General features: G+C 63.1%; 11 protein-coding genes and 1 pseudogene. 10 read left to right on the plus strand and 2 right to left on the minus strand.

Annotated elements, in window-relative coordinates; genetic code table 11:
- Positions 1 to 1845: Rne/Rng family ribonuclease (locus E4L98_RS13740; protein ID WP_135202117.1), on the minus strand; the 1845-nt coding region annotated here is incomplete at its 3' end.
- 656 nt (positions 1846 to 2501) lie between these two features.
- Here E4L98_RS13740 and E4L98_RS13745 point away from each other — a divergent pair.
- Genes E4L98_RS13745 through E4L98_RS13760 form a run of 4 tightly spaced genes read left to right on the plus strand, consistent with a single transcriptional unit; the run spans position 2502 to position 5556 of the window.
- Positions 2502 to 3482, plus strand: a complete 981-nt coding sequence (locus E4L98_RS13745) for an RluA family pseudouridine synthase (protein WP_135202118.1) — start codon at positions 2502 to 2504, stop codon at positions 3480 to 3482.
- A 10-nt stretch (positions 3483 to 3492) separates the two neighbouring features.
- Entirely contained in the window at positions 3493 to 4152 is a 660-nt protein-coding gene (locus tag E4L98_RS13750; protein ID WP_135202119.1) for an HAD-IIIA family hydrolase, read from the plus strand.
- Entirely contained in the window at positions 4152 to 4517 is a 366-nt protein-coding gene (locus tag E4L98_RS13755) for a Rieske (2Fe-2S) protein (protein ID WP_135202120.1), read from the plus strand. Before E4L98_RS13750 ends, E4L98_RS13755 begins: the two co-directional genes overlap by 1 nt.
- Before the next feature lie 22 nt (positions 4518 to 4539).
- On the plus strand, positions 4540 to 5556 hold the full coding sequence (locus tag E4L98_RS13760; protein WP_135202121.1) for a S49 family peptidase: 1017 nt from the start codon (positions 4540 to 4542) through the stop codon (positions 5554 to 5556).
- Positions 5557 to 5727: 171 nt separating this feature from the next.
- On the opposite strand, the gene E4L98_RS13765 is transcribed toward E4L98_RS13760, so the two are convergent.
- On the minus strand, positions 5728 to 6027 hold the full coding sequence (locus tag E4L98_RS13765; protein ID WP_229257391.1) for a hypothetical protein: 300 nt from the start codon (positions 6025 to 6027) through the stop codon (positions 5728 to 5730).
- 123 nt (positions 6028 to 6150) lie between these two features.
- Here E4L98_RS13765 and E4L98_RS13770 point away from each other — a divergent pair, with 123 nt between their 5' ends.
- From E4L98_RS13770 to E4L98_RS30685, 6 genes and pseudogenes are all read left to right on the plus strand, one after another.
- Positions 6151 to 6867, plus strand: a complete 717-nt coding sequence (locus tag E4L98_RS13770; protein ID WP_135202122.1) for a pseudouridine synthase — start codon at positions 6151 to 6153, stop codon at positions 6865 to 6867.
- Positions 6864 to 7841 (plus strand): fumarylacetoacetate hydrolase family protein, encoded by a 978-nt coding sequence (locus E4L98_RS13775; RefSeq protein ID WP_135202123.1) that lies wholly within the window; start codon positions 6864 to 6866, stop codon positions 7839 to 7841. Before E4L98_RS13770 ends, E4L98_RS13775 begins: the two co-directional genes overlap by 4 nt.
- A 116-nt stretch (positions 7842 to 7957) precedes the next feature.
- Entirely contained in the window at positions 7958 to 9148 is a 1191-nt protein-coding gene (flhB, locus tag E4L98_RS13780) for a flagellar biosynthesis protein FlhB (RefSeq protein WP_135202124.1), read from the plus strand.
- A complete protein-coding gene (gene flhA, locus E4L98_RS13785; RefSeq protein WP_135202125.1) occupies positions 9145 to 11268 on the plus strand; it encodes a flagellar biosynthesis protein FlhA in 2124 nt (707 codons plus the stop codon). Before flhB ends, flhA begins: the two co-directional genes overlap by 4 nt.
- Before the next feature lie 50 nt (positions 11269 to 11318).
- Positions 11319 to 12311 carry an RpnC/YadD family protein gene (locus tag E4L98_RS13790; RefSeq protein ID WP_135202126.1) on the plus strand — a complete coding sequence of 331 codons (993 nt, stop codon included), beginning with the start codon at positions 11319 to 11321 and terminating at the stop codon, positions 12309 to 12311.
- 106 nt (positions 12312 to 12417) lie between these two features.
- Positions 12418 to 12803: pseudogene (locus E4L98_RS30685) on the plus strand (flagellar biosynthesis protein FlhF); the annotation flags it as partial.

Here is a 12803-nt window from a genome sequence, read left to right on the forward strand (position 1 = left end):
GCCCGCGGCTACGGCTGCGCTGCCGCGGGCATTGCGCTCCGCGGCGGCGCGGTCGCCCGAAGGCGCCTTCACCACGATGGTCGGCTGCTGCGGCAGCGCGGCTGGCGCCGGCTTGCCCATGAAGAAATTGAACAGCTTGCCGAAGAAACCCTGCTCGGCCGGTGCGGGCACTGGCGCCGGCGCGGGCTTGATGATGGTTTCGGTGGCGGCGGCCGGCTTGCGCTCCACCGTCGGCGCCGGCTGGTCCGGGGTGATGGTCTTGACCATGGCTTCCTGGCGCGGCTTGGCTTCTTCCTTCTGGCGCTTGCTGTAGGCCAGATCGGTCTCGGCCTGCTCGGCCAGGGTGTAGCTGGCGGCGCTGTCTTCCAGGCGCGGATCGTCGTGCTTGATGCGCTCCAGCTTGTAGTGCGGGGTTTCCAGATGCTTGTTCGGCACCAGGATCACGGTGATGCGGTGACGGGTCTCGATCTTCAGCACTTCGCCGCGCTTCTCGTTCAGCAGGAAGGCCGCCACGTCCACCGGCACTTGCACGTGGATGGTGGCCGAGTTTTCCTTCATCGCCTCTTCCTGGATGATGCGCAGGACTTGCAGCGCCGACGACTCGGTGTCGCGGATGTGGCCGGTGCCGGAGCAGCGCGGGCAGGTCACGTGCGAGCCTTCCGACAGCGACGGACGCAGGCGCTGACGCGACAGTTCCATCAGGCCGAAGCGGGAAATCTTGCCCATCTGGACACGGGCGCGGTCATGGTGCAGCGCATCCTTCAGGCGCTGTTCGACTTCGCGCTGGTTCTTGGCCACTTCCATGTCGATGAAGTCGATCACGATCAGGCCGCCCAGGTCGCGCAGGCGCAGCTGGCGGGCCACTTCCTCGGCCGCTTCGCAGTTGGTGTGGAAGGCGGTGGTTTCGATGTCGGAACCGCGGGTGGCGCGCGCCGAGTTGACGTCCACCGACACCAGCGCTTCGGTATGGTCGATGACGATGGCGCCGCCCGACGGCAGCGGCACGGTGCGGCTGTAGGCGGTTTCGATCTGGTGTTCGATCTGGAAACGCGAGAACAGCGGCACGTCGTCGCTGTAGCGTTTCACGCGATGCACCATGTCGGGCATCACGTGGCTCATGAACTGGTGCGCCTGCTCGTAGATCTCGTCGGTATCGATCAGGATCTCGCCGATGTCGGGCTGGAAGTAGTCGCGGATCGCGCGGATCACCAGCGACGATTCCTGGTAGATCAGGAACGCGCCCGAGGCCGACTTGCCGGCGCCTTCGATCGCGCGCCACAGCTGCATCAGGTAATTCAAGTCCCACTGCAGTTCATCGACGCTGCGGCCGATGCCGGCGGTGCGGGCAATCACCGACATGCCGGGCGGCAGGTCCAGCTTGTCCATGGTTTCGCGCAGTTCCTGGCGTTCCTCGCCCTCGACACGGCGCGAGACGCCGCCGCCGCGCGGGTTGTTCGGCATCAGCACCAGGTAGCGGCCGGCCAGCGAGATGAACGAGGTCAGGGCGGCGCCCTTGTTGCCGCGCTCTTCCTTTTCGACCTGAACCATGATTTCCTGGCCTTCGCGCAGCGCATCCTTGATCGAGGCGTTGCGCACGTCCACGCCTTCGCGGAAGTAAGTGCGTGCTACTTCCTTGAACGGCAGGAAACCGTGGCGATCTTCGCCGTAGCTGACGAAGCAGGCTTCCAGCGATGGTTCGATGCGGGTGATGACGCCTTTGTAAATGTTGGACTTGCGCTGTTCGCGTCCGGCGGTTTCGATGTCGATATCGATCAGTTTCTGACCATCGACGATGGCGACGCGCAGTTCTTCCTGCTGCGTCGCATTAAACAACATGCGTTTCATTTTTTATAAACTCCGCGACCCTTGGGCCAAGATGCCGTCCGGTTTCTTAGGACCGGTGCGGCAAGCTACAGGGATATACGCGAGAAGGAGAATGATTGCGGTGGGTATGCCCATCCTGTGCAACCGCGCGAAGCGGGCGCAACTGGGCGCATGAGGTTGATCGACAGGCCGAGTGCCCGCAGCATCTGGCGTTCTCCATGCGGCCCCGACGGACGGCAGAAAACAACAGACGGTGAGCAGCATACAGGCCAGATCTCGACCATGCTACGGGACTGCAACTTCGGTGCAGGCTGAGTCAGCCTTCCGTCGGCTTGCAGAGAGCATAGGGTCTGGCGAAAACGGCAAGCGTTATCAACTACTCATCAACCGGCCAGCCCAAACTTATGATCTGGCTGACCGGACTTTATCCTTACTATCCAATCAATCTTCTTCAGCATCCCTGCCTCCTCCGATTGCAACGACGGTGCAACCTGGATTCCGGCAGGGCTGGTGCGTATACATTTTTTTCCTCTGAATTTGCAATTAGGCGAGGCCAGTGGAGACGCCCCTGTGTAAAATGTGCTCTTATTCTTACACTTGCCGCAGTCAGAACCGCAGCGAAACGATTATATATTCAAAATGAAGGACTTAGAGAGATTTCTAGGAAGACAGAGCAAATGAAGATGCAAAATGATGTTGCTCAGCCTTCAACAGAGCTGCCGCTGCAAGCCCAATTCGTCACAATTACCGAAGAAGAAGCCGGACAAAGGATAGATAACTACCTGTTGCGTGTTTGCAAAGGGGTACCGAAGAGCCACGTCTACCGTATCCTGCGTTCGGGGGAGGTGCGCGTGAACAAGGGCCGGATCGATCAGTTGTACCGTCTGGTACAAGGCGATGTGGTGCGGATTCCGCCGATCCGCCTGGCGGAAAAGCCGGCCAATCACGTGCCGGCCGCCGAATTCAAGATCATCTTCGAGGACACCCACCTGTTGGTGATCGACAAGCCGGCCGGAGTGGCCGTGCACGGCGGCTCCGGCGTGTCGTTCGGCGTGATCGAACAGTTGCGCGCATCGCGGCCGGACGCCAAGTTCCTCGAACTGGTGCACCGTCTGGACCGCGAAACCTCCGGGCTGCTGTTGCTGGCGAAGAAACGTACCGCGCTGACCAGTTTGCACGAACAGATGCGCGACGGCGTAACCGACAAGCGCTATCTGACCATGGTGGCGGGCGACTGGAAAAACGCGCGCCAGCATATCAAGTTGCCTTTGCATAAATACACGACGGCCGATGGCGAGCGCCGCGTGTCGGTGCAGGCCGACGGCCAACCGTCGCACACGGTGTTTTCGCTGTTGAAGAAATTTAATGGATTTGCCTTGCTGGAAGCCGAGTTGAAGACCGGGCGCACGCACCAGATTCGCGTACATCTGTCATCGTCGGGCTTCCCCATCCTTGGTGACGACAAATACGGCGATTTCGCGCTGAACAAGGCGCTGCAAAAAGCCGACGACAGGCGCGGTGCGCTCAAGCGCATGTTTCTCCATGCGCATCAAATTACCTTTACCCATCCCGATTCCGGCAAAATAGTCACGCTGAATGCGCCATTGGCCGCCGAATGTGAGCGATTCTTGGTAAGCTTGGGAAAACCTCTTAACTAATCGCAAACAAATGGCAAGAAAGCAATTTGACCTGATCGTCTTCGATTGGGACGGAACCTTGATGGATTCCACTTCAACCATCGTGAAGTGCATCCAGGCCGCCGCGCGCGATCTGGCGCTGCCGGTGCCGCATGAAGACCGCGCCGCCCATGTCATCGGCCTGGGCCTGCACGAAGCCATGCAGGCGGTGCTGCCCGACGTCGATCCGTCCTACTACCCGCGCATGGTGGAACGCTACCGGTATCACTTCCTGTCGCGCGACCACGAACTGTGCCTGTTCAAGGGCGTGCAGGAAATGCTGGAAGAATTGTCGCAAAGCGGGTATTTCCTGGCCGTGGCCACCGGCAAAAGCCGCGTCGGCTTGAACCGCGCCATGAATGAGGTCAAACTGTTGTCGATGTTCGACGCCACCCGTTGCGCCGATGAGACCTTCTCGAAGCCGCACCCGGCCATGCTGCAGGAACTGACCCGCGAACTGGGCCAGGACATGCGCCGCACTGTGATGATCGGCGACACCACCCACGATCTGCTGATGGCGAACAATGCCGGCGCGGCGGCGGTGGCCGTGCAGTACGGCGCCCATCCGGTCGATCAGTTGCACGCCTGCCAACCGCTGTACTCGGCGCAAACCGTGGCCGAGCTGCACCAATGGCTGAGCGAGAACGCCTGATGGACGAGATTCTGATCTGTGCCGCCGACGCGATCGAAGAGGGCGGCAAGGGAGTGCGCTTTCCGGTCAGCGCGGGCGGCGACGACGCCACCGGCTTCGTGGTGCGCTACGGCGGCAAGGCGTATGCCTACCTCAACCGCTGTGCCCACGTGCCGATCGAACTGGACTGGGCGGAAGGCGAGTTCTTCGAGTCCAGCAAGCTGTACATCATGTGCTCGACCCACGGCGCGGTCTACGTGCCGGAAACCGGGCAATGTGCCGGCGGCCCGTGCCGCGGCGGCCGCCTGCGCCCGATCGCGGTGGTCGAACGCGAGCAGCGGATCTACTGGCAACCGGACGACTACGTGCGCCCCGCGCGCGCCTGATTACTAAAAGAAGCAATCATCCATGAGCGATAACATCGACGATCCCGGCAGCATCCCGACTCCCGCAGCGCCGCCGGCCAGGCCGGCCGCCGTCAGCGCCTCCAACTGGGAGCGCGAGGTGCTGGAAAAACTGGTGTTCGCCACGCTGAAGGAGCAGAAGGCGGCGCGCCGCTGGGGCATTTTCTTCAAGGCGGTGACCTTGCTGGTGATCGTGTTCGCGCTGAGCGCGTATTTCGATTTCAGCTGGACCGGCTCGGATGGCGAGACCCTGGGGCGCCACACGGCGCTGATCGAAGTCGAAGGCGCGATCGAGTCGGAAGGCAGCGGTTCGGCGGCGGTGGTGATTCCGGCGTTGAACAAGGCGTTTTCGGACAGCGGCTCGGTGGCCGTGGTGCTGCATATTAATAGCCCGGGTGGCAGCCCGGTGCAGGCCGGCATGATCGTCGATGAGATGCTGCGCTTGCGCAAAGGCTATCCGGCCAAGCCGCTGTACGTGGTGGTCGATGAAATCTGCGCCTCCGGCTGCTATTACATCGCCGCCGGCGCCGACCGCATTTACGTCAACAAGGCCAGCATCATCGGTTCCATCGGCGTGCTGATGGATGGCTTCGGCTTTACCGGCGCCATGGAAAAGCTGGGCGTCGAGCGCCGGCTGCTGACCGCCGGCGAAAACAAGGGCTTCATGGACCCGTTCAGCCCGCTGACGGAAAAACACAAGCAGCACGCGCAGGCCATGCTGAACGAAATCCACGAACAGTTCATCGCGGTGGTGCGCAACGGCCGCGGCAAGCGTCTGAAGGAAACGCCGGACATGTTCTCCGGCCTGTTCTGGACCGGCGCGCGCGCGATCGAGATGGGCCTGGCCGATGCCTACGGCACCGTCGACAGCGTCGCGCGCGACGTGATCAAGGCCGAAGACATCGTCGACTACACCCAGCATGAGGGCCTGCCGGAACGTGTGCTGAAGAAGTTCGGCGCCGCCATGGGCGCGGGGGCGATGAAGTCGGCGGTCGAGACGGTCAAGCCCAGCTTGCGTTAGTCATGGTTGTAGGATGACTGGCATGGCGATAAACATTATCAATCCAGCCTGATTAACGCTTGCATATCCGCGACGGTGCACTATATTGGGGATGTAGTTCTTTCCAAAGGGGGCCGATATAAATAGTTTAGCTCGTTGTTGGCAGCACTATCCTGATTCGATCTGATGGAACTACTCAACCGCATCGTCGATGCGGAGTAGAGAGAATTTCGATTCCTCATGCAAGTCCCTTTGTGGGGCTGAAGACAGCGGCGCCATGCCGCTGTTTTCTATTGTGCAGTCGTCGCGGCGCTCGGCCTGAAAGCCGCCGGCTTGCAGCCAGGCGAGAAAACCTGCCTGCTGTTGCGCATGCCAGTGTGTTTGCGGCATGAGGCGGGAGCTATATCCGTGGCGGCAGCGGGCGAGCAGCCACGCGGTGCGGTGAAGGGCGGCCTGAGCTTGCGCTGCCGGGTTGGCGTATGGATTGGACATGATTTCCTGCTGAGTATTTCCGATTGCAGTAGGGGGATTCCTAATGCAGTTTCAGTGTATCAACATTAACTGAGCAGGCTTTGATGTACGTCAATCCATTCCACATCCTGTAAAATCGCGGCCATGAGTAAATTATCCCTGGACCGCATCCTGCAATCGCAGGGCTATGGCACCCGCAAGTATTGCCGTTCCCTCATCGAGGACGGCGAAGTCAGCATCAATGGCGAGGTGCACGACAATTACAAGGAAACCATCGAGACCGATGGCCTGGTGTTCCGCCTGTTCGACGAGGACGTGGTGTACCGCGAACACGTCTACATCGCGCTGCACAAGCCGCAGAATTTCGAATGCTCGCGCAAGCCCAGTCATCACCCGGGCGTGCTGACCTTGTTGCCGGAAGAGCTGAGCTGGCGTGACGTCCAGCCGGTCGGACGGCTCGACCACGACACCACCGGCATGTTGCTGATGTCCGACGATGGCGCGTTTATCCATGCACAATCGTCGCCGAAGCGGCACGTTCCAAAGATTTATCAAGCCACTACGGCCGAGCCCGTCACCGAGGGATTGGTACAGCAGCTGCTGTCCGGCGTGCAGCTGCACGACGAGCCGGCGCCGCTGGCGGCGCAGACCTGCATCCAGCGCGGCGAGCATCAGCTGGAAATCGTGCTGGAGCAGGGCAAGTACCACCAGGTCAAGCGCATGCTGGCGGCCGCCGGCAACCATTGCAGCGCGCTGCACCGCTCCGCCATCGGCGGCCTCGAACTGTCCGCGCTGGGCCTGGCCGAAGGCGAATGGTGCTACCTGAACGACGCCCAACTGGCCCTGCTGGCGCCCGCATGAAACTCGCTACCCTGAAAGACGGCACCCGCGACGGCCAGCTGATGGTGGTGTCGCGCGACCTCAAGACCGCCCAGCTGGCGGACGGCGTGGCGCGCACGCTGCAGCGCGCGCTGGACGATTGGAGCTTCATCGCGCCGCAACTGGATACGATCTACCAGGATCTGAACCATGGTCGCGCGCGCCGCAGCTTCGCGTTCGAGCCGGCCAACTGCATGGCGCCGCTGCCGCGCGCCTTCCAGTGGGCCGATGGTTCGGCCTACGTCAATCACGTCGAACTGGTGCGCAAGGCGCGTGGCGCCGAGATGCCGGCCTCGTTCTGGGAAGAGCCGCTGATGTACCAGGGCGGCAGCGACGATTTCCTCGGCCCGACCGATGACATTGTGCTGGCGCGCCAAGAGTGGGGCATCGATTTCGAGGCGGAAGTGTGCGTGATCACCGACGATGTGCCCATGGGCGCCACCGCTGACCAGGCGCATCAGCGCATCCGCCTGCTCATGCTGGCCAACGACGTGTCGCTGCGCAACCTGATTCCGGAGGAACTGGCCAAGGGCTTCGGCTTCGTCCAATCCAAGCCGGCCACCAGTTTCTCGCCGGTGGCGGTCACCCCCGACGAGCTGGGCGACGCGTGGAAAGGCGGCAAGGTGCATCTGCCGCTGCTGTCGACCTGGAACGGTGAGCTGGTCGGCAAGCCCCATGCGGGCGTCGACATGGTATTCAACTTCCCGCAACTGATCGCCCACTTGGCCAAGTCGCGCAATGTGCGCGCCGGCTCCATCATCGGTTCCGGCACGGTGTCCAACAAGGACGCCAAACGTGGCTATTCCTGCATCGCCGAGCAGCGCTGCCTGGAAATGATCGCCGCCGGCAAGCCCTCGACGCCATTCATGGCCTTCGGCGACACCATCCGCATCGACATGCTGGATGATGGCAAGTCGGTGTTCGGCGCCATCGCCCAGACCGTCAAACAAGCCTAGTTTCCCTGCGGAATCGCGGATATGGCGGTGAAAACCCGCCGTATTCCCCCGATGGCGGGGCGCTGCCGCCCGCGATAATGGCACGGTCGAATTAACCTCAGCAGCAGGCACACCCCATGGCAGACGAAAGCGAAGCCGAAAAGACCGAACCCGCGTCAGCGAAGCGCCTCGAGCAGGCGCGTGAAGAAGGCGATGTGCCCCGCTCGCGGGAAGTGGCGACGTTTACCGTGCTGATGTCGGCCGGCGCCGGCCTGTGGGCCACCGGCGAGGGCCTGATCCGCCAGCTGCAGACAGTGCTGATTTCCGGCCTGAAGCTGACCCAGGAACAGATTTTCGACCCGGACGTGCTGTTCCGCCGCATCGGCGTCGACGTGGTGCAGGTGCTGATCGCCTGCCTGCCGCTGGGCGTGGCGGTGATGCTGGTGGCGCTGGCCTCGCCGCTGGTGGTGGGCGGCTGGCTGTTCAGCTCCAAGGCGTTCCTGCCCAATTTCAACAAGCTGAATCCCGTCAACGGCATCAGCAACATGTTCTCCAAGAACTCGCTGGTCGAGCTGGTCAAGGCGATCCTGAAGACCATCGTGGTCGGCTTCGTCGCCTGGATGGTGGTGATGAAATACAAGGACGCCGTGTTCGGCCTGCCGCTGGAACCGCTCAAGCTGGGCATGGTCCACACCCTCAACATGCTGGCCGCCAGTTTCCTGTTCATCGTCGGCGCGCTGGGTCTGATCGCCGGCATCGACGCGCCGTACCAGATGTGGAGCTACGCCAACAAGCTGAAGATGACGCGCCAGGAGCTGATCCAGGAATCCAAGGAATCCGACGGCAATCCGCAGATCAAGGGCAAGATCCGCCAGCTGCAGCGCGAGATGGCCAAGCGCCGCATGATGGCCGACGTGCCGACCGCCGACGTGGTGGTGACCAACCCGACCCATTACGCGGTGGCGCTGAAGTACACCGACGGCCAGCGCGGCGCGCCGAAAGTGGTGGCCAAGGGCACCGACGAGGTGGCCGCCAAGATCCGCGAAATCGCCAGGGAAAACAAGGTGGCCCTGCTGGAAGCGCCGCCGCTGGCGCGTGCGCTGTTCAAGCATACCGAGATCGGCGACGAGATTCCGGAACAGCTGTACGCCGCCGTGGCCGAAGTGCTGGCCTATGTGTTCCAGCTGCGCATGTTCAACAAGGGCAACGGCAACCGTCCGGTCGCGCCGAAGAAAATCGACGTGCCGCCGACCATGGACCCGCTCGACCCGGCCTACGTGCCCAAGCATGGCAACCCCCCCGATCTGAATAACGGAGCACCCGCATGAACGCCCTGAGCAACATCAAACTGCCGCCGTGGCTGCAAGGCCTGGCGACCTCGCAGAACAAGGCCAGCCTGGCGGCGCCGATCCTGATCATCATGCTGCTGGCGATGATGATCCTGCCGCTGCCGGCGTTCGTGCTCGACATGTTCTTCAGCTTTAACATCGCGCTGTCGGTGATCGTGCTGCTGACTTCGCTGTACACGGTCAAGCCGCTGGACTTCATGGCGTTTCCGATCATCCTGCTGGTGTCGACCATGCTGCGCTTGTCGCTGAACGTGGCCTCGACCCGGGTGGTGCTGACCGAAGGCCACACCGGCGCCGACGCGGCCGGCAAGGTGATCGAAGCGTTCGGCCACTTCCTGATCGGCGGTAACTACACGGTCGGTATCGTGGTGTTCGTGATCCTGACCATCATCAACTTCGTGGTGGTGACCAAGGGCGCCGGCCGTATCGCCGAGGTGGGCGCGCGTTTCGCCCTGGACGCGATGCCGGGCAAGCAGATGGCGATCGACGCCGACCTCAACGCCGGCCTGATCGGCGAAGCGGAGGCGAAAAAGCGCCGCAGCGAAGTGTCGATGGAGGCGGAATTCTACGGCGCCATGGACGGCGCCTCGAAATACGTGCGCGGCGACGCCGTGGCCGGCATTCTGGTGACCGTGATTAACGTGGTGGGCGGCCTGCTGGTCGGCATCATCCAGCACGACATGGCGTTTGCCGACGCCATCAAGAACTACACGCTGCTGGCCATCGGTGACGGCCTGGTGGCGCAGATTCCGTCGCTGGTGATTTCGATCGCGGCCGGTATCGTGGTGTCGCGCGTGGCCAGCGACCAGGACATCGGCGGTCAGCTGGTGGGCCAGCTGTTCGCCAAGCCGCAGGTCATGTACATCACGGCCGGCATCATCGGCGGCATGGGCCTGATCCCCGGCATGCCCAACCTGGTGTTCCTGCTGCTGGGCGGTATCCTGGGCGGCGCCGGCTACATGATGAGCAAGAAGAAGGAGCAGAACGTGGCCAGCGAAACCGCCGCCGCCGAAGCGGCCGCGCCGGCCGCCGCCGCCGCCGCGGAGCAGGAAGAGGCCACCTGGCAGGACGTGATGCCGGTCGATACCCTGGGCCTGGAAGTGGGCTACCGCCTGATTCCGCTGGTCGACAAGACGCAGGGCGGCGAGCTGCTCAAGCGCATCAAGGGTATCCGCAAGAAGTTCGCGCAGGAGGTCGGTTTCCTGGCGCCGCCGGTACACATCCGCGACAACCTGGAACTCAAGCCGTCGGCCTACCGCATCACGCTCAAGGGGGTGGAGATGGGCGCCGGCGAAGCCTACAACGGCCAGTTCCTGGCCATCAATCCCGGTATGGCGACCGGCACGCTGCAGGGCATGGTGACCACCGACCCGGCGTTCGGTTTGCCGGCCGTGTGGATCGACGCCAGCCTGCGCGACCAGGCGCAGGGCATGGGTTACACCGTGGTCGATGCCGGCACGGTGGTGGCGACCCATCTGAATCACCTGATCACCACCCATGCGTCGGAACTGTTGGGGCGCGGCGAAGTGCAGCAGCTGATCGACCACCTGGGCAAGGAATCGCCCAAGCTGGTGGAAGACCTGGTGCCGAAAATGGTGTCGGTGTCGACGCTGCAGAAAGTGCTGCAGAATCTGCTGGCCGAGGGCGTGCACATCCGCGACATGCGCACCATCGTCGAAACCCTGGCCGAGCATGCCGGTCACAACCAGGATCCGAACGACCTGACCGCGCTGGTGCGGATCGCGCTGGGCCGCGCCATTGTGCAGCAACTGTTCCCGGGCACCAACGAGCTGTCGGTGATGACCCTGGACAACCGTCTGGAACGGTTGCTGATGCAGGCCATGACCGCCAGCGGACCGGACGGCGCCGGCATCGAGCCCGGCCTGGCCGACACCATCGCCCAGCAGGCGCAGCAGGCTGCCGCGCAGCAGGAGGCGCTGGGCCTGACGCCGGTGCTGCTGGTGCCGGGGCCGCTGCGGTCCTTGCTGTCGCGCTTCCTGCGCCGCGCGCTGCCGCAGCTGAAGGTGCTGTCGCACGCGGAGATCCCGGAAAGCAAGACCATCCGCGTGACCGCGCTGGTGGGCCAGCAACCGGCCTGAGTTTGATGCAGATGTAATCGCGTTCATGCGGCCGGCCTAGACTGGCTTGCATGAACGATGATTACGACACGCCGTGGAAGGAGGTGGTCACACGCTACTTTCCCGAGTTCATGGCCTTCTATTTCAACGATGCCTACGCGGCCATCGATTGGTCGCGGCCGTACGCATTCCTCGACCAGGAATTGGCCGCGCTGTCGCACGACGCGGCGCAGGGCCGGCGCCTGCTCGACAAGCTGGTACGCGTCCATCTGCGCGACGGCGGCGAGCAGTGGGTGCTGGTGCACCTGGAAGTGCAGGGGCGGCACGACGCCGGTTTTGCCGAGCGCATCTTCACCTATCACTACCGCGTGTATGACCGTTACCGCAAACCGGTGGCCAGCCTGGCGGTGCTGGCCGACAGCGGCAGGCGCTGGCGGCCGTCGTCGTTCGCCTACGAGCTGCTGGGCTGCGAGATGTGCCTGATGTTTCCCATCGTGAAGCTGCAGGATTACGCCGACTGCATCGACGAGCTGCTGCTGAACCACAACCCGTTCGCCCTGGTCACCGCCGCGCATTTGATGACGCAGCAGACCCGGCACGATGCGACGCGGCGGCGCGCGTTCAAATGGCGGCTGACCCGGCTGCTGTATCGTCATCACTGGGACCGGCAGCGCATCCTCAGCCTGTTTCGCGCGATCGACTGGATGATGCGTCTGCCCGAAGCGATGGAACAAAAATTTCACGCCGATGTCTTACATCTGGAGGAGGGAGGACATGCCATGCCATACGTGACGTCGATTGAAAGGATAGGACGCCAGATCGGGCGCGAGGAAGGGCGCAAGGAAGGACGCGAGGAAGGGCGCACGCAAGGCCGGCAGGAAGGCCGGGCGCAGGGGCGGCTGCAGGGGCAGGCGGAGATGCTGCTGGCGGTGCTGGCGGATCGTTACGGCGCGCTGGACGCCGCCGCCCGCGCGCGGGTGGAGGCGGCGGACGAAGCGCAGCTGCACCGCTGGGCGCACAAGGTCATCCACGCCGCCAGTTTGCGCGAGGTGTTCGGCGACTGAATATACGGCCGATTTCCACGCCTGTTCGTCAGATCGTTTCCGAGGTGCATCGTCAATAATAAGACCATCTGGAGTCAGCTCCTGTTGGTTTTCTAAAGAGACGGTCATGAACGTTAAAAAATTTACCGCACCGACTTCGCGCGAAGCGCTGCGCAAAGTCCGCGAATCGCTCGGCCCTGACGCCGTGATCTTGTCCAACCGCCAGACCGACGGCGGTGTCGAAATTCTCGCCCTGGCCAACGACGATGCTGCCTCGCTGGCCATGCCGGCGCCGCACTCGCCGATGGCCGAGCCGGCGCCATCGCTGGACCTGGGCGCGGTCCACGCCGCCGCCCAGGGTCGCATGGTCGAGCGCGCGCTGGAACGGGTCGAGCCGCGCTTCGACGACGAAGTGCAGTTGTCGCCGCAGGCGCGCATCGTGCCGGCCGCCAGCCTGCCGCCGCAGCCGCAGCGCCGCGTGGTCGCCTCGCATGCCTCGTATGCCACCAAGAC

It is taken from the genome of Duganella callida (assembly GCF_004614165.1).
Taxonomy (GTDB): domain Bacteria; phylum Pseudomonadota; class Gammaproteobacteria; order Burkholderiales; family Burkholderiaceae_D; genus Rugamonas; species Rugamonas callida.